This is a genomic window from Stenotrophomonas sp. SY1 (assembly GCF_021202945.1).
Taxonomy (GTDB): domain Bacteria; phylum Pseudomonadota; class Gammaproteobacteria; order Xanthomonadales; family Xanthomonadaceae; genus Stenotrophomonas.
Window position 1 is genome coordinate 2,104,524 of sequence record NZ_JAJOYR010000001.1, and the last position, 16,055, is coordinate 2,120,578.

Annotated in this window: 16 protein-coding genes; 5 read left to right on the forward strand and 11 right to left on the reverse strand. The window is 65.0% G+C overall.

Going from position 1 to position 16,055, the window contains the following annotated elements:
* Nucleotides 1-136: 136 nt before the first annotated feature.
* Nucleotides 137-2,308 (reverse strand): M3 family metallopeptidase, encoded by a 2,172-nt coding sequence (locus tag LR961_RS08900; protein ID WP_232148393.1) that lies wholly within the window; start codon nt 2,306-2,308, stop codon nt 137-139.
* 168 nt (nt 2,309-2,476) lie between these two features.
* On the opposite strand from LR961_RS08900, the gene LR961_RS08905 reads away from it, so the two are divergent.
* The gene (locus LR961_RS08905) at nt 2,477-2,959 is read left to right on the forward strand and encodes a glutathione peroxidase (RefSeq protein ID WP_232148394.1); all 483 of its coding nucleotides are present in this window, start codon (nt 2,477-2,479) and stop codon (nt 2,957-2,959) included.
* 147 nt (nt 2,960-3,106) lie between these two features.
* Here LR961_RS08905 and LR961_RS08910 read toward each other — a convergent pair whose 3' ends face one another.
* From LR961_RS08910 to LR961_RS08935, 6 genes are all read right to left on the reverse strand, one after another.
* The gene (locus LR961_RS08910; RefSeq protein ID WP_232148396.1) at nt 3,107-3,889 is read right to left on the reverse strand and encodes a ferredoxin--NADP reductase; all 783 of its coding nucleotides are present in this window, start codon (nt 3,887-3,889) and stop codon (nt 3,107-3,109) included.
* Between the two features lie 201 nt (nt 3,890-4,090).
* A complete protein-coding gene (locus LR961_RS08915; RefSeq protein WP_232148398.1) occupies nt 4,091-5,950 on the reverse strand; it encodes an ABC transporter ATP-binding protein in 1,860 nt (619 codons plus the stop codon).
* 51 nt (nt 5,951-6,001) lie between these two features.
* On the reverse strand, nt 6,002-6,319 hold the full coding sequence (locus LR961_RS08920; protein WP_232148400.1) for a BON domain-containing protein: 318 nt from the start codon (nt 6,317-6,319) through the stop codon (nt 6,002-6,004).
* Nucleotides 6,320-6,457: 138 nt separating this feature from the next.
* The gene (locus tag LR961_RS08925) at nt 6,458-7,102 is read right to left on the reverse strand and encodes a trimeric intracellular cation channel family protein (RefSeq protein WP_232148402.1); all 645 of its coding nucleotides are present in this window, start codon (nt 7,100-7,102) and stop codon (nt 6,458-6,460) included.
* A gap of 80 nt (nt 7,103-7,182) precedes the next feature.
* A complete protein-coding gene (locus tag LR961_RS08930; protein WP_232148404.1) occupies nt 7,183-7,629 on the reverse strand; it encodes a carboxymuconolactone decarboxylase family protein in 447 nt (148 codons plus the stop codon).
* 36 nt (nt 7,630-7,665) lie between these two features.
* Nucleotides 7,666-8,562: an RNA polymerase sigma-70 factor gene (locus tag LR961_RS08935; RefSeq protein WP_232148406.1), complete on the reverse strand. Its 897-nt coding sequence runs from the start codon at nt 8,560-8,562 to the stop codon at nt 7,666-7,668.
* A gap of 221 nt (nt 8,563-8,783) precedes the next feature.
* Between LR961_RS08935 and LR961_RS08940 the strand changes: the two genes are divergently transcribed.
* The 3 genes from LR961_RS08940 (at nt 8,784) to LR961_RS08950 (ending at nt 11,550) form a co-directional block, all read left to right on the forward strand.
* A complete protein-coding gene (locus LR961_RS08940; protein ID WP_232148417.1) occupies nt 8,784-10,301 on the forward strand; it encodes a fumarate hydratase in 1,518 nt (505 codons plus the stop codon).
* Between the two features lie 75 nt (nt 10,302-10,376).
* A complete protein-coding gene (locus LR961_RS08945) occupies nt 10,377-10,694 on the forward strand; it encodes a hypothetical protein (RefSeq protein WP_232148419.1) in 318 nt (105 codons plus the stop codon).
* A gap of 220 nt (nt 10,695-10,914) precedes the next feature.
* A complete protein-coding gene (locus LR961_RS08950) occupies nt 10,915-11,550 on the forward strand; it encodes a glutathione S-transferase family protein (RefSeq protein WP_232148422.1) in 636 nt (211 codons plus the stop codon).
* Between the two features lie 355 nt (nt 11,551-11,905).
* Here LR961_RS08950 and LR961_RS08955 read toward each other — a convergent pair whose 3' ends face one another.
* Nucleotides 11,906-13,015 carry a sterol desaturase family protein gene (locus LR961_RS08955; protein WP_232148431.1) on the reverse strand — a complete coding sequence of 370 codons (1,110 nt, stop codon included), beginning with the start codon at nt 13,013-13,015 and terminating at the stop codon, nt 11,906-11,908.
* 178 nt (nt 13,016-13,193) lie between these two features.
* On the opposite strand from LR961_RS08955, the gene LR961_RS08960 reads away from it, so the two are divergent.
* A complete protein-coding gene (locus LR961_RS08960; protein ID WP_232148432.1) occupies nt 13,194-13,727 on the forward strand; it encodes a thioredoxin domain-containing protein in 534 nt (177 codons plus the stop codon).
* A gap of 21 nt (nt 13,728-13,748) precedes the next feature.
* On the opposite strand, the gene arsC is transcribed toward LR961_RS08960, so the two are convergent.
* The 3 genes from arsC to LR961_RS08975 form a co-directional block, all read right to left on the reverse strand.
* Nucleotides 13,749-14,099 (reverse strand): arsenate reductase (glutaredoxin), encoded by a 351-nt coding sequence (gene arsC / locus LR961_RS08965; RefSeq protein WP_232148434.1) that lies wholly within the window; start codon nt 14,097-14,099, stop codon nt 13,749-13,751.
* Nucleotides 14,100-14,103: 4 nt separating this feature from the next.
* Complete coding sequence (locus LR961_RS08970) at nt 14,104-15,243, reverse strand: phospholipase A (protein ID WP_232148435.1); 1,140 nt, start codon at nt 15,241-15,243, stop codon at nt 14,104-14,106.
* Nucleotides 15,244-15,378: 135 nt separating this feature from the next.
* On the reverse strand, nt 15,379-15,864 hold the full coding sequence (locus LR961_RS08975; RefSeq protein ID WP_232148436.1) for a DUF456 domain-containing protein: 486 nt from the start codon (nt 15,862-15,864) through the stop codon (nt 15,379-15,381).
* Between the last annotated feature and the right edge of the window lie 191 nt (nt 15,865-16,055).

Sequence of the window (16,055 nt, forward strand, 5' to 3'; positions counted from 1 at the left end):
GCGCAGCCAAGGGGAGGGTTGGGGAGGGGTAGCCCTTCGACGTAAGCAAGGACAGCCAGCCCAGGTCTCACCCCTGGCAACAAAAAACGCCCGGCTTTTGGCCGGGCGTTTCTCATTCCACTTTGAACGCGGACGCTTACTTCGCCGCGTCACCGGTGGTCAAACCACGCTTCTCCAGCAGCGGCTCGATCTGCGGCTCGTGGCCGGCGAAGTTGCGGAACAGCTCCATCGCATCGACGCTGCCGCCCTTGGACAGCAGGGTCTTGCGGAAATGGTCGCCGTTGGCGCGCGACAGGCCGCCGTGCTCGCGGAACCACTTCTGGGTGTTGGCGTCCAGCACCTCGGACCAGATGTAGGCGTAGTAGCCGGCCGAGTAGCCGCCCATGATGTGGCTGAAGTACGGGGTCTTGTAACGCGGCGGTACCGGCGCGTAGTAGATGCCGTCCTTGACCAGCGCGGCATGCTCGAACGCCATCACGTCCTTCGGTGCCGGGATCTGGCCGACGCCGATCTGGTGCCAGCTCTGGTCCAGCATCGCTGCGCCCAGATACTCGGTGGTGGCAAAGCCCTGGTTGAACTTGGACGCGGCAACCACCTTGTCCAGCAGCGCCTGCGGCATCGCCGAGCCGTTCTGGTAGTGCTTGGCGTAGTTGGCCAGGATGGTCGGCTCGTCGGCCCACATCTCGTTGACCTGCGACGGGAACTCGACGAAGTCACGCGGCACCGCGGTGCCCGAGAAGTACGGGTACTTCACGTCCGAGAACATGCCGTGCAGCGCGTGGCCGAACTCGTGGAAGGTGGTGGTCACTTCGTCCCAGGTCAGCAGGGTCGGCTTGCCGGCCGGCGGCTTGGGGATGTTGAGGTGGTTGGCCACCACCGGCTTGTCACCGGTCAGCTCCGACTGCGACACGTAGGAGTTCATCCACGCGCCACCGCGCTTGGACTCACGTGCGTACGGGTCGAACAGGAAGATCGCCAGCTGGGTGCCGTCGGCGTCGAACACGTCATAGACGGTGACATCGGCGTGGTACACCGGCAGGTCGGTGCGCTGCTTGAAGGTCAGGCCGAATTCCTTGCCTGCGGCGAAGAACACGCCGTCTTCCAGCACGGTCTTCAGCTCGAAGTACGGCTTGAGCTGCGATTCGTCGAAGTTGTACTTGGCCTGGCGCACCTTCTCGCTGTAGAAGGCCCAGTCCCACGGCTGCAGCTCGAAGGTTGCCTTGCCGGCGGCCTTCTGCTCGGCGTCGATCATCGCCTGCAGGTCGGCGGCTTCGCGGCGGGCATTGGTGACGGCGGCCGGGGCCAGCTGGCCGAGCATGGCGTTGACCGCTTCCGGGGTCTTGGCGGTCTGGTTGCCCAGCGAGTAGCTGGCGAAGTTGGCAAAGCCCATCAGCGCGGCCTTCTCGGCACGTAGGGTCATGATGCGCGAGACCAGGGCGGTGTTGTCGTACTCGCCACCCTTGCTGCCGCGCGAGATCGAGGCTTCGTAGATCTTCTGGCGCAGCTCGCGGTTGGTCAGGTTGGTCAGCGGCGGCTGGCCGGTGGTGTTGAGCAGGGCGATGACGTACTTGCCCTCCAGCTTGCGGGCCTTGGCGGCTTCCGAAGCGGCGGCGATCTGCTCGGCCGACAGGCCATCGAGCTGCTTGACGTCATCGACCACGATGAACGAAGCGTTGACCTCGGCCTGCACGTTCTGGCTGAACTTGGTGCCCAGGTTGGCCAGCTCGGCATTCATGTCCTTGAGCTTGGCCTTGTCGGCGTCGGACAGCTTGGCGCCGGCGCGGACGAAATTGTCGTGGTACTTCTCGACCAGACGCAGGCCTTCAGCGTCCAGGCCCAGCTTGGCGCGGTTGTTGTAGAGCGTTTCGATGCGCGCGAACAGCTTGCCGTTGAGGTTGATGGCATCGCTGTGGGCGGCGAATTTGGCCGAGTAGTCGGCTTGCAGCTTCTTGCGCGTGTCGTTGGTATCGGCGCCGATCAGCGCGAAGAACACGGTGGTGGCGCGGTCGAGGGTGGCGCCGCTGTTTTCCAGCGCGATCAGGGTGTTCTCGAAGGTCGGCGCGGCACGGTTGTTGGCAATCGCCTCCACTTCCTTCAACTGCTCGGCCATGCCCGCGTCGAAAGCCGGCGCGAAGTCAGCGTCCTTGATCTTGTCGAACTGCGGGTAGTGCAGCGGCAGCGTGCTCTCGGCGAAGAACGGGTTGGCCTGCTCAGCGGTCTGGCTGGCGGCGGCGTTGGCGGTCACGCTGTAAGCCGGGAGGGCGAGGCCCAGGGTAGCGGCAAGGGCAAGGGCGAGGCGGGTGTTCAAGTCGGAAGCTCCGAAAAATACTGAGGGCGAAGGGTAACCTGAGGGGCTCGCTTGCCGGGTGTGTCGAATGGCATGGTTGCAAGGGCAAGCACATGCTGGCTGACCGTGCGTTGGCGGCAGTTGTCGCCGTGATGGCGTAGTCTTGCAGGCCCGTTCGGAGATGTGCCCATGGCCAGTGCATTCGAATTCCAAGCCACCGCCCTGGACGGCCAGCCGCTGGACCTGGCGGGCTTCGATGGCAAGGTGCTGCTGATCGTCAACACCGCCTCCAAGTGCGGATTCACCCCGCAATACGAAGGCCTGGAGCGGCTGTGGCGCGAGTACGGCACGCGCGGGCTGGTGGTGCTGGGCTTTCCCTGCGACCAGTTCGGCCATCAGGAGCCGGGCGAGGCGCAGGATATCCGGGCCTTCTGCGATCTCAATTACGGGGTCAGTTTTCCGATCTCGGCCAAGGTCAAGGTCAACGGCCCGGATGCGCATCCGCTGTGGCATTGGCTGCAACGGCAGAAACGCGGCGCATTGGGCATCGGTGCGATCAAATGGAACTTCAGCAAGTTCCTGGTCAGCCGCGACGGGCAGGTGATCGCGCGCTATGCACCAACGGCCAAGCCGGAGTCGCTGGAAGACGACATCCGCGCGGCGTTGGGTTGATGCGCAAACGGAACCGTATAGGAGCGGCGTAAGCCGCGAAGCAGTTAATACATGGAACACCGGGCCAGTCTGCAATTGCAGTTGACCCGATACCCAGTCCTTGATCAGCTTCGCGGCTTACGCCGCTCCTACAAGGGTTGCAGCGGCTTACTTCTCGACGAAGGCCCGCTCGAACACGTAATGGCCGGGCGTGCCGATGCGCGAGGACACCTCGAAACCGCGGGCGTCGAGCACGCTGCGCAGGTCGGCCAGCATCTGCGGGCTGCCGCAGATCATGAAGCGGTCATTGGCCGGGTCCAGCGGCGGCAGGCCAAGGCTCTGCTGCATCAGGCCGGTTTCCATCAGCGTGGTCAGGCGGCCCTGGTTCGGGAACGGCTCGCGGGTGACGGCCGGGTAGTACAGCAGCTTGTCACGGACGATGTCGCCGAGGATCTCGTCTTCCGGCAGTTCCTTCTCGAAGTACTCGCGGTAGGCCAGGTCCTTCTCGAAGCGCACGCCATGGCAGACGATGACCTTCTCGAAGCGCTCGTAGGTCTCCGGGTCCTTGACGATGCTCAGCCACGGCGCCAGGCCGGTGCCGGTGCCCAGCAGATAAAGGTGCTTGCCGGGGTGCAGGTCGCTGATCAGCAGCGTGCCGGTGGGCTTCTTGCCGACCAGCACCTTGTCGCCGGGCTTGAGGTGTTGCAGGCGCGAAGTCAGCGGGCCGTCCTGCACCTTGATGCTGAAGAAGTGCAGCTGCTCTTCCCAGTTGGCGCTGGCGATGGAATAGGCACGCATCAGCGGGCGGGCACCGTCGTTTTCCAGGCCGATCATCACGAATTGGCCGTTGTCGAAGCGGAAGCCGCTGTCGCGGGTGGTCGAGAAGCTGAAGTAGGCGTCCGTCCAATGACGGACTTCAAGCACCGTTTCGGCGCCAAAAGCGGAAGACATGCCGTGATTCGTTGTAGGAATGACTGCGGCATTCTAGCCGATTTCAATTAAATGGGAATGAATCTCATTTGCTGGCAAGGGTCGGGTTTGGAATGCGGGCTGCGTGGAAGTGGCAGCGGGCAGGCAGGCGCTCAATTCCAGCGATCCGGGGGCGGTTGGCCGGGATAGCGCGCCGCTCCATCCCGGATCACGAACAACCGATCACCGATATCCGGCCGCCTGCAGCTCGAACAACTCCGCGTAGCGGCCGCCTTCGGTCATCAGCTGCTCATGGGTGCCGCTGGCCTCGATGCGGCCATCGGCCAGCACCAGGATGCGGTCGGCCATGCGCACCGATGAGAAACGATGCGAGATCAGCACCGCGGTGCGGTTGTCCGACAGTTCCTTGAAACGCTGGAACACCTCGAACTCGGCGCGTGCATCCAGGGCTGCGGTGGGCTCGTCGAGGATCATCACCTGCGCATCGCGCATGTAGGCACGGGCGATGGCGATCTTCTGCCATTGGCCGCCGGACAGGTCCACGCCGGTCTTGAAGCGGCGGCCGATCAGCTGGTCATAGCCGGCCGGCAGGCCGTCGATGACTTCGTCGGCCAGGGCACGACGTGCAGCGTCGCGGATACGGTCTTCGTCATCCATTGCCTCCACCAGGCCGACACCGATGTTCTCGCCGGCGGTCAGGTGATAGCGGACGAAGTCCTGGAAGATCACGCCCAGGTTGGCGCGCAGGTCGTCCAGGTCGTAGTCGCGCAGGTCGCGGCCATCGAGCAGGATGCGGCCTTCGTCCGGGTCGTACAGACGTGCCAGCAGCTTGACCAGGGTGGTCTTGCCGGCACCGTTCTCACCGACGAGGGCGAGCACCTCGCCGGCGCGCAGGTGGAAATCGAGATTGCGCACTGCCCAGCGCTCGGCATCGGGGTAGCGGAAGCCGACGTTCTCGAACACGAAGCCCTCGCGGATCGGGCGCGGGATGGCGACGGCATCGGTGCGCGAGTGGATTTCCGGCTTGATCGCGAAGAACGTGAATAGATCGTCCAGGTACAGCGCCTGGCTGGCCACCTGCGAAAAACCGGTCAGCAGGCCTTCGAGCAGCTGACGCAGGCGCAGGAAGCTGCCGGACAGGAAGGTCAGGTCGCCGATGCTGAAATCACCACGGATCGTGCGCCAGGCGATGTAGGCGTAGGCGGTGTAATAGCCCAGCGTACCCAGCGCCGCGAGCACGGTGCCCCACAACGCGCGCTTGCGCGCCAGCGCGCGGTTGGCCAGGAAGAAGCGCTCGGCCAGCAGCTTGTAGCGTTCAATCAGGAAACGATGGAGGTTGAAGATCTTCACCTCCTTGGCGGTTTCCACACTGGCGCCAACCTGGCGCAGGTAGTCGAGCTGGCGGCGCTCGGGCGTCCAACTGAAGTTGAGCGAGTAACCCAGCGTGTTGAAGTGCGATTCGCCGATGAAGGCAGGCACCAGCGCGACGGCCAGCAACGCGATCAGCCAGGGCGCGTAGATCACCAGGCCGGCGGCGAAGCTGATGACGGTGATGACATCCTGTGCCTGCCCGAACAACTGGCTCATCAGGCTCATCCGGCCCATCGTCTGGCGACGCGCACGGTCGAGCTTGTCCTGCAGTTCCGGGTCCTCGAAATCCTCAAGGTCCAGTTCGGCGGCGTGTTCCATCAGGCGCACGCTGGTGGCGTTGGTGAACAGTTCCGAGAGCAGTGCGTCGGCGTAATTGACCAGCCGCCCGAGCAGGTCCGAACCGATCGCGATGCCCAGCTCCAGCAGCAGCAGTTCCAGCAGCGTGCTGAGGTGGCCGCTGGCCAGCGCTTCGCCCAGTGGCGGCATCGGGCCGGCACCGGCCAGGCGCACGGCTTCATCGATGATCAGCTTGCCCACGTACAACATCGCCACCGGCAGCAAGGCGCGGATCAGGCGCAGGCCGAGGCTGGCGATGGTCAGGATGCGGCTGGTCTGCCACACCTGCCGCAGGAACGGCGGCAGGTTGCGCATGGCATTCATGCGTTCGCGCAGGCTGGGTTTTGCTTGGGTGTTGGATGCAGCGTGGGGCATGGGGGCTTCAACGGTGGTGCGCCGGCACAGGGTACCTGCAAGTTGCCGGGGTCAGCCGTCCTTGCCCAGGTCGATGTCGCCCATGTGCGCGTCATCGCGACCGTCGGGGTTGTCGCGTATCGCTTCGCCGGGGGCGCCGAAGGAGCGATTGCCGCTGTCCACATTGAGCAGGCTGCGCACGCCGCGGACACCTTCGATGTCGGCCACCAGTTCCTCGACCTGCAGTTTGACCTCCGCGCTGGGAACATCGCCGGACAGGGTTACCCGGCCCTCCTTGACCTGCACCAACACCTGCGAGGCCTGCCCATGGCGGCCGAGGGTATGAACGATTTCATCGCCGATCAGAGTGTCCGAACGTGCTGCGGCCATTGCGTTCTCCTGGTCAATGGAGACCAACCTTCGCGCAGGTGATGTGAGCGTGGCGTCACCCGGGGTGCGAAGCGGAGCGGGCGTGTGCAGTGACGTCGATGCCCGTGCCGGAGTCGCCCGCTGGCCGGGTGGCTTGGCTCAGCGGCGCGGACCTTCCGGAGGTGGCGGATCGGACGACTGCAGCGCCACGGGCAGGTGCCAGCCGAAGTGCATGGCCATCATCCGCAGCCCGAAGCACAGCGATGCACCGGCCAGCGCGCAGGGTACCGGTGGCAACCCCAGCCAATAGCCAAGTGCGACCACTGCCGCACCGGCCAAAGCGGCCACCGCGTAAAGCTCGGCCTGCAGCACCAGCGGCACCTGCGCCAGCAGCACGTCACGGGCGATGCCGCCACCGATGCCGGTCAGCATGCCCAATGCCGCCGCCATCGGCGGATCGATGCCGAAGGACAGCGCCTTCTGCGTGCCGGCCACCGCAAACAGCGCCAGGCCCATCGCATCGAACATGCGCACCGGGTACTGCATGCGCTCGATCAGCGGCGCCCAGAAGAAGGTGACGATGCCTGCGGCCAGGGTGATGGCCGGGTAACGCCAGTCGCTGATCGCCGCTACCGGGGTGGCGCCGATCAGCAGGTCACGGGTGATGCCGCCGGCCAAAGCCGCCGCGAACGACAGCACCAGCACGCCGAAGATATCCAGCCGGCGACGCACGCCCATCGTCGCCCCGGACAGGGCGAAAACGAAGGTGCCGATCAGGTCGAGGATCAGGACGAGCGTGTTCATGCAGCCTATTGTGCGGTCTGCCCGGGGCTGCGGCCATCGGTCCGGTCCGGCGTGGAAGCGGCCGGACCGGACTGGTCTGCTTACGGCAGCGGCGGCAGCAGACCGGCGCCCAATCGGTTCCAGGCATTGATCACCGCCACGCCCATGCTCAGGTCGCTGATGCCCTTTTCGTCGAAGTGGGGTGCCAGTGCGTCGAATGCGGCGTCCGACGGTGCGCCGTCGGGCAGCCGGGTCAGCGCTTCGGCCCAGCCCAGCGCGGCGCGTTCGCGGGCATCGAAGAAGCGGCTTTCATGCCAGGCCGGCAGCGTATCGAGCTTGCGCGGCTCGATGCCGGCTTTGCGCAGCGCGGTGCCGTGCATGTCCATGCAATAGCCGCAGCCGTTGATCTGCGATACACGCAGGAACACCAGCTCCATCAGGTCGTGCTCGATGGAACTGTCATGCACTGCCTTGCTGGTGGCCAGCAGGCCCTTGAAGGCATCGGCGGCAAGGCGGGGATAGGGGACGCGGGGCGAAGCTGCGGACATTTCAGGTCTCCGGATGGCCACGATGGCCACCTTTCATCACAAGGACGCGCCAGCGTCGTTCGCTGTGACGCTCGCCGGCAATTTGTTCGGGTTGAGCACGCTGTAGATCGTGGTGATGCGGCCATCGACGATTTCGACGGTGGTCACCGAGTGCAGATGGCCGTTGTCGAAGCGCAGGATCGCCGGTTCGCCGTTGACGTTACCCAGCTGCGCCGGTTGCGCCGCACCCCGGCGGGCGATGGCCCAGAACAGCCGGCCAATGCGCTCGGCGCCCAGCAACGGACGGATCGCTGCCGTCACCACGCCGCCGCCATCGGAGATCAGGCGGGCATTGGTGTGCAGCAATGCCTGGATGGCTTCGCTGTCACCCCGCTGCGAGGCCTCCATGAAGCGGGCCAGCAGTTGCCGGTGCTGGCCGCTGTCGGCGTTGAAGCGTGGCCGCCCGGCCTGCAGCCGCTGTTTGGCGCGATGCACCAGCTGCCGGCAGCTGGCCTCGCTGTGGCCCAGCAACGGTGCGATCTCCCGGTAATCGTGGTCGAACACTTCCTTGAGCAGGAAGGCAGCGCGTTCTTCCGGCCCCAGTTGTTCGAGCAGGGTCAGGAAGGCGAGGGAAACATCTTCGGCCAGGGAGTGAATCTGGTCCGGCGCCGGTTCGCCGGGTAGCTCCAGTGCGACGTGCAGCGGTTCCGGCAGCCATGGGCCGACGTAGTCCAGCCGCTGGCGGGTGGCCTTGCGCAGCCGGTCCAGGCCGAGCCGGGTGGTCGCGGTGACCAGCCAGGCCTCCGGGTCATTGATGGCGGCGGTATCGGCGTCGGCCCAGCGCAGCCAGGCATCCTGGACCACGTCTTCGGCGTCGGCGCGGCTACCCAGCAGGCGATACGCCAGCGCCAGCAGGCGCGGGCGGTGGGTCTGGAAGGTGGTTTCGGCGTTCATGTGGCAAGGACGCGGCAGGGCGGGCCGGTGTGACAGTGTGTCCCAAAGGGTGGGTATCTGGCGCAGAAGCGGCCTTGGCCGCCAAGGCACGGGCGCTGGCAGGCCACGTGCCTGGCGGCCTGCGTCGCTGCTACCAAGGTAGGGGCAGGGAGCACGCTCCGGCGGCAAGGCGTAAAATGGCCGGCTGAAACCCCCGCCAGCCTTCAGCAAGCGAGCAAGCCGTGACATCGATCAAGCAGGAAGATTTCATCCAGTCCGTCGCCGACGCATTGCAGTACATCTCGTACTACCACCCGGTGGACTACATCAAGAACCTCGCTGCCGCCTATGAGCGCGAGGAATCGCCGGCCGCCAAGGAGGCGATCGCGCAGATCCTGATCAATTCGCGCATGTGCGCCGAAGGTCACCGCCCGATCTGCCAGGACACCGGCATCGTCACCGTGTTCCTGGAAATCGGCATGAACGTGCGCTGGGACGACGCCACCATGGGCGTGGAGGACATGGCCAATGAAGGCATCCGCCGCGCCTACGCCTACCCGGACAACAAGCTGCGCGCCTCGGTGCTGGCCGACCCGGCCGGCAAGCGCACCAACACCAAGGACAACACCCCGGGCGTGGTCAACATCAAGGTCGTGCCGGGTGATACGGTCGACGTGATCGTGGCCGCCAAGGGCGGTGGTTCGGAAGCCAAGAGCAAGTTCGCCATGCTCAACCCGTCCGATTCGATCGTGGATTGGGTGCTCAAGACCGTGCCGACCATGGGTGCAGGCTGGTGCCCGCCGGGCATGCTTGGCATCGGTATCGGTGGTACCGCCGAGAAGGCGATGCTGCTGGCCAAGGAATCGCTGATGGAGCCGATCGACATCACCGATCTGCAGGCCCGCGGCGCTTCCAACCGTGCCGAAGAGCTGCGTCTTGAGCTGTACGAAAAGGTCAACGCGCTGGGCATTGGTGCGCAGGGCCTGGGCGGCCTGACCACGGTGCTGGACATCAAGGTCAAGGACTTCCCGACCCACGCCGCCAACCTGCCGGTGGCGATGATCCCGAACTGCGCCGCCACCCGCCACGCGCACTTCACCCTGGATGGCAGCGGCCCGGTGATGCTGGACCCGCCGTCGCTGGAAGACTGGCCCGAGCTGACCTACGACTCGTCCAAGGGCACCCGCGTCGATCTGGACAACATCACCCCGGAAGAAGTGGCCGCATGGAAGCCGGGCCAGACCCTGCTGCTCAACGGCAAGCTGCTGACCGGCCGCGACGCCGCGCACAAGCGCATGGTCGAGATGCTCAACAAGGGCGAGCAGCTGCCGGTCGATCTGAAGGGCCGCTTCATCTACTACGTTGGCCCGGTCGATCCGGTGCGCGACGAAGTGGTGGGCCCGGCTGGCCCGACCACCGCCACGCGCATGGACAAGTTCACCCGCCAGATCCTGGAGCAGACCGGCCTGCTGGGCATGGTCGGCAAGGCCGAGCGCGGCCCGGCTGCCATTGAGGCCATCCGCGACAACAAGTCGGCCTATCTGATGGCGGTCGGCGGTTCGGCCTACCTGGTGTCCAAGGCGATCAAGGCTTCCAAGGTGGTTGGTTTCGCCGACCTGGGCATGGAAGCGATCTACGAGTTCACCGTGCAGGACATGCCGGTGACCGTGGCCGTGGATTCCACCGGTGAATCCGTGCACAAGACCGGCCCGCGTGAATGGCAGGCGCGCATCGGCAAGATTCCGGTGGTGGTGGAGTAAGCCGCACCGGATTGACTGGTGATGCAGCGACGGCCCGGGCTATGCTCGGGCCGTCGTCGTTTGCGGGGTGGACCGATGCGGAATATCCAGTGGTTGATGGCTTTGGCAGTGGCGATGTCGATTGCCGGCTGCGGCAATGGAAGTTGGCGCGATGCGCCAAGGAATGATCCGGCGGCCTGCGTGAACTACTGCCAGAGCCGTTACCAGGAATGCAATGCCAACCCGCGCAGCTATGGCGATTGTGGCGAGGCGAACAGGAACAACCAGTGCGACAAGATCACCAATTCCGAGCTGCGCGGCGCTTGTCAGACGTCACAGGCGTTCTGTCAGAACCGTTCGGCTGCCTCGGTGTGTGGTGAGCGCCTCAGTACATGCATGGCCAGCTGCAACTGAGCCGGATCCGCATCGCCCGGTAGTGCCGAGCCATGCTCGGCAAGCTGGACTAGCCAGGCGTTATGAAATGGCAGGAGTTTAGGCGGGCTTGAGGACCGTCAGCTTCGCGGCTGAAGCCGTTGCTATGCGAAGCAGTTGGTAGCGCCGAGCCATGCCCGGCAGGTGGGGTTGGTCGGGGAACGGGCGCTAGAATGCCGTTCCGTCCGCTTGAGAGCCGCTCATGTCTGTCGTGCTGTATGGATCACAAAGTACCGCCTCGCTGGTCGTGCATTGGCTGCTGATCGAGCTGGGCATCGATTACGAATTGCATCAGCTGGACTTCGAACGGCGCGAGCAGAAATCAGCCCAGTACCTGGCGATCAACCCGGCCGGGCGCGTGCCGACGCTGTTGCTCCACGGCCAGGTGTTGACCGAATCGGCCGCCATCGCGATGCATCTGGCGGACCTGCATCCGCAGGCAGGTTTCGCACCGGCGCCGGGTAGCCATGAGCGCGGCGATTACTACCGTTGGGTCTGCTTCTGCGTGTACACCTTGATGCCGGCTTACCGCGCATGGTTCTACCCGGACGAGCCGGCCGGCGAGGCGAGCAGCGCCGAGGTCAAGGAGCGCGCCCGTGTGCAGCTGGAAGCGGCCTGGCAGCAGATGGCGGACCATCTCGCTGACGGTGACCCGTATGTGCTCGGCGACAACGTGTCGGTGGTGGATTTCCTGCTGACCATGCTGATGCGCTGGAGCCGCAACATGCCACGTCCGAGCGATCGCTGGCCGGCACTGGCGGCACATGCCGCGCTGATGAAGGCGCGTCCGGCTTTTGCCGAAGTCTATCGACGCGAAGGCATCACCGACTGGACTTGAGCCGCTGCACTTTCAAGGCTTCTCTCCTTTAGCGGGAGGGCTTCGGGAGAGCGGATGCGTCGAGCAAGCAGAAGCAAGGCGCCCTCATCCGCCCTGCGGGCACCTTCTCCCGCAAACGGGAGAAGGGAGTAATCCAGATCGTCACAACCTGAAAGCCTCTCTTTCCTGGCCGGAGTGGAGGCCTCAAACGCGCAAGAGCAAAGCTGCACTCATCCGCCCTGCGGGCTGCTTCTCGCGCGAACGGGAGAAGGGGGCAATCCCGTTTGTCGCAACCTGAAAGCCCCTCTCCCCTTGCGGGAGAGGGGTTGGGGAGAGGGGGCTGGCCAGTTTCGCGATGACCCGCCCAGCCCATCCCTCAATCCACGTAATCCTCGAACTTGCGCCCACCCTGGAACGGCATCAGGTGCTGTTTGACGATTCCGTTCGGCACCGTTTCCAGCTTCATCACGCCGTATTCCTGAGGCCACTGTGCCTGGTCACGCGGCAGCTTGAACGTGCCCATCAGCATGTCCACCAGCGGCAGGTGAATGGCGTAGTTCACGTCGATGTATTCCTGCTGCCGCGCGTGATGCCAGTGGTGGTAGCGCGGCAGCACCAGCAGGTATTCCAGCCAGCCGAAGCGGATGCCGAGGTTGGCGTGGGCCAGCACCGCCTGCAGGCCGACCAGGATCACGTAGGCGTTCACCGCTGGCGTGGAGAAGCCCAGGATCAGCAACGGCAGCAGCACCGCGCTGCGGGTCATCACGATCTCGACGATGTGGATGCGCGAGCCGGCCAGCCAGTCCATGTGGCGGCTGGAATGGTGCACGGCGTGGAAGCGCCAGAGCCAGGGAATGTTGTGGTAGGCGCGGTGCAGCAGCGCCTGTGCCATGTCGGCCACGAACACCGCGATCAGAAACTGCGCCCACACCGGCAGCGACTGGATCGCCGCTTTCAATGACGGGAATGCCGCCAGCCCGGCAATGGTCGAGGTGGAGGCGGTGACCAGGATCAGGATGAACTGCACCAGCACGTGGCTCATGAAGAAATAGGCCACGTCGGTGCGCCAGCCCGGCCGCAGCGGCGACAGCGCGCGTTTGCCCAGGTAGCGCTCCAGCGGCACGAACACCAGCGCCGAGAAGAACAGCGACAGCACGAACCAGTCCAGCCCGAGCGAGTAGGGCGTCTTGCCGATGGTGTCGAACTGCACGTTGGTACCGCCCAGCAGCACCGCCAGGGTCGCGCTGCCGACCCCCAGTGTGGCGATGCGCTTGTTGCGGTCACGCAGGATGGCCACGGTGCCCATGATGAAGGCCGCTGACAGCGCGACCAGCAGCAGATGGCGGGCGAAGTGTTCGTTGTAGACCGCGCGGAACTCGCGGCTGGTCAGCAGCTCCGGGAAGTGGAAGCAGGCCACCGCCATCAGGCTCAGCAGCCCCAGCAGGGCGGAGCTGTAGGCGAAGAACGAGCGTCGTTGGCGGGCCATGCGGACTTCCTGTCGAGAGCGGGCGAACGCATGGTCGGTCAAAGCGGGCGCCATCGGCAACCACCGCATGCGGCTGTCAGGGTTCATCTGGCTGGCACATGGCCGGGAGTACAGTCGCAGGGTGCAGGCCGCTGCCGCCGACGCAGTTGTCGGGCCGGTTGCTGCCAGGAGTGGGCCGATGAGTGTATTGAGTGTCCCCGTGGGGAATCAGGACCATATCCAGGGCCGCCTGGATGCGCCGGTGGTGTTGGTGGAGTACGCCGACTACCAGTGCCCGTACTGCGAAGAGGCGTTCTCGCTGATCAAGCGCCTGCAACAGCGCTTTGGTGACACGCTGTGCGTGGTGTTTCGCAACTTCCCGCTGCCGCGCTCGCACCCGCAGGCGCTGCCGGCGGCGATCACCGCCGAGTACGCGGCCACGCACGGCCAGTTCTGGCCGGCGCACGATGCGCTGTTCCGCAGCCAGCAGCAGCTGGGTGAAGTGGTCTATCGCGAACTGATGCGCGAACTTGGCCTGCCCGAAGAAGGGCTGGCCAAGGCCATGGATGACCCGGTCTATCTGCAACGCATCCAGCGCGATGCCGAAGGCGGCTTCCGCAGCGGCGTCACCGGCACGCCCACGATCTTCGTCAACGAGCGGATCTTCACGCCGAATGAGAGCCTGGAAGAACTGTACGACGTGATCCTGGCAGCCAGCGGCCAGGGCCGGTGAGCCGGCCCGGCCGGGCGTGGTTCAGTCGATCAGGGTGCGCACGGTTTCCGGCGGACGGCACAGGGCGGTGCCCTTGGCGGTGCGCACGATCGGGCGGTTGATCAACGCCGGGTGTTGGCTCATCGCCGCGATCAGTGCCGGCTCGTCATCAAGCCTGGATGCCAGGCCGAGCTCGGCATAGGCTGGCTCCTTGCTGCGCAGCAGCTCGCGTGCGGGCATGCCCATTTCGTCCAGAAGACTACGTAGTTGCGCTGCCGAGGGCGGCGTCTCCAGGTAGTTGATGACTTCCACGTCCACGCCGGCTTCCTGCAGCAGCGCCAGCGCGCCGCGGGAGTTGGAGCAGCGGTTGTTGTGCCAGATGGTTGCTTTCATTGGGTCAGAACCACTCCAGCAGCGAGACGCCCACGCCAACGTAGGTGGCGCGGTGGTTGTAGTCGATCATGCTTTCGCCGTAACCATCGAATACCTGCACGTGGCCACGCAGCAGGTTGTTGATCGGGAAGGCGTAGTCCAGCTGCAACGAACCGTGCGAACGGTCGCCGCTGCGCAGCGAATGGCGGCCGGTCAACGAGACTTCGTGGCCGTTGCGGTTGTAGACCACGGTGGCATCGCCACGGCCGATGTAGTCCTCGATGTCCGGGTTGTTGTCATCGCTGTCGCTTTCCGGAATGCGGTACCACGGGCGCAGCATGATGGCCCAGTTGTCGCGGTCCAGGCCGACGTTGAAGACGACGCGGTTCCAGCTGCGTGACAGCGGGTCGCTGCGACCGTTGGACTGATGGTTGAGGCTGACGCCGGTCATGCGGCCGTTCCAGCCAAACAGCGAATAGCCGTTGCGGAAGGTCAGCATCACTTCGGGTTCGTAATTGGTTTCGCGGAACGGTCGCGAGATCTCGCTGTTGTAGGCCTGCCAGCGCGAACTCTGGGTGTAGCCGACCCAGATGTCGCCGTTGTCGCCGAACAGGTTCTCGGCGATCTTGGTCTTGAAGCTGAGCTGGAACTTCAGCTCGGTGCTGTCCAGGTTCTCGGCCTGGGTGGCGGTGTTGTTGGGGTTGGGCGAATGCGGCATTTCATTGGGGTTGCTGCTCCAGAACGCAGGCAGCAGATAAACCGGCTTGTAGGCGCGCAGCTGGAACCGGCCCAGCTTCGAATCCTTGGCCAGCTCCCAGCGGCTGTCCAGCAGCGAGCCGCGGCCGGCATTGGCCGCCAGCGAGGCGAGCTCGTCGTGGGCGAACAATTCGTTGCGGCGCGGGTCTTCGCCATCCAGTTCCTTGGCGCTGGCCTTGGCCTCCTTGCGCGCCTGCAACGCAGCGCTGGCAGCGGCATCGGCAGCGCGGGTATCGGCCGGGCTGCGGCCCAGCACCTTGTCGTAACAGGCCAGGCGGGCGGCATCGGAGTCCAGCGCGAAGCAGGCCTGCGGTGTGGCCGGCTCGGTGATCGACTCCTGGGCCAGGAGCGGGGTGCTGACCCCGCCAAGGGCGATCAGCAGGGAACTGGCAAGAACATGGATTCGCATGAAGTGCTTCCGGTCGCTGTGGGGTGGCCGGGCCAATGGTTGCCGGGAATGTTCGGCGCGGTTGGCATCAGTGGCGCAGTGGTGGGATTGTCGGCCATTACCCCGTCTAGGGGGAGTCATGGGCGAATGCGGAGTTCAGACAAACCAGGCCACCGCGAATACCGCGATCATCGTCATCGCCAGGCCCAGCTTGAACGCCACGCCCAGCACGATGCCCAGCCAGGTGCCGAAGCCGACCTTGGTGGCCTGGCCCAGGTTGCGCCCATGCAGGTATTCGCCCAGCAAGGCGCCTGCAAACGGGCCGACGAACAGGCCGATCGGCATGAAGAACAGGCCTGCCACCGTGCCGATGACCGAGCCGAGCAGGGCCAGCCGGCTGGCGCCCACCTTCTGCGCGCCGACCACCGTGGCGATGACGTCCACCACGATCGAGATGACGGTCAGTACCCCCAGCACCACCAGTGGCAGCCAGCCGATCCGCTCGAAGCCCTCGCCCCAGGCGGCGACCAGCAGGCCGACGAACACCAGCGGGACGCCGGGCAGGGCCGGCAGGATGATGCCGGCCAGGCCGACCACCACCAGTACCGCCGCTACCAGATAGAAGATGAATGAATAGTCCATGTTGGCTCTGAAGGGGGTCGAATAGGGGTTGACTTTACTGTCTGTAGCAGCATTGCATTTTGGTTATGGCCGGGTTAAGTTGCAGCCGCTGAGCTTGGCAAGGTCACCGTGAATCGTGGCCTGATCGGTAGATCGAATGATTTGCTGCATCGTTGCACCTCGCTTCCTCCTTGCAATCAGCCGCCTTGCGG

Excerpts from the sequence above, each read along its gene's own strand:
- LR961_RS08920 (WP_232148400.1), bottom strand. The coding sequence starts at position 6,319 with ATGGCCGCAGCACGTTCGGACACTCTGATCGGCGATGAAATCGTTCAT.
- LR961_RS08970 (WP_232148435.1), bottom strand. The coding sequence starts at position 15,243 with ATGCGAATCCATGTTCTTGCCAGTTCCCTGCTGATCGCCCTTGGCGGG.
- LR961_RS08955 (WP_232148431.1), bottom strand. The coding sequence starts at position 13,015 with ATGGCCCGCCAACGACGCTCGTTCTTCGCCTACAGCTCCGCCCTGCTG.
- LR961_RS08930 (WP_232148404.1), bottom strand. The coding sequence starts at position 7,629 with ATGTCCGCAGCTTCGCCCCGCGTCCCCTATCCCCGCCTTGCCGCCGAT.
- LR961_RS08960 (WP_232148432.1), top strand. The coding sequence starts at position 13,194 with ATGAGTGTATTGAGTGTCCCCGTGGGGAATCAGGACCATATCCAGGGC.
- LR961_RS08975 (WP_232148436.1), bottom strand. The coding sequence starts at position 15,864 with ATGGACTATTCATTCATCTTCTATCTGGTAGCGGCGGTACTGGTGGTG.
- arsC (WP_232148434.1), bottom strand. The coding sequence starts at position 14,099 with ATGAAAGCAACCATCTGGCACAACAACCGCTGCTCCAACTCCCGCGGC.
- LR961_RS08935 (WP_232148406.1), bottom strand. The coding sequence starts at position 8,562 with ATGAACGCCGAAACCACCTTCCAGACCCACCGCCCGCGCCTGCTGGCG.
- LR961_RS08925 (WP_232148402.1), bottom strand. The coding sequence starts at position 7,102 with ATGAACACGCTCGTCCTGATCCTCGACCTGATCGGCACCTTCGTTTTC.
- LR961_RS08915 (WP_232148398.1), bottom strand. The coding sequence starts at position 5,950 with ATGCCCCACGCTGCATCCAACACCCAAGCAAAACCCAGCCTGCGCGAA.
- LR961_RS08910 (WP_232148396.1), bottom strand. The coding sequence starts at position 3,889 with ATGTCTTCCGCTTTTGGCGCCGAAACGGTGCTTGAAGTCCGTCATTGG.
- LR961_RS08945 (WP_232148419.1), top strand. The coding sequence starts at position 10,377 with ATGCGGAATATCCAGTGGTTGATGGCTTTGGCAGTGGCGATGTCGATT.
- LR961_RS08905 (WP_232148394.1), top strand. The coding sequence starts at position 2,477 with ATGGCCAGTGCATTCGAATTCCAAGCCACCGCCCTGGACGGCCAGCCG.
- LR961_RS08950 (WP_232148422.1), top strand. The coding sequence starts at position 10,915 with ATGTCTGTCGTGCTGTATGGATCACAAAGTACCGCCTCGCTGGTCGTG.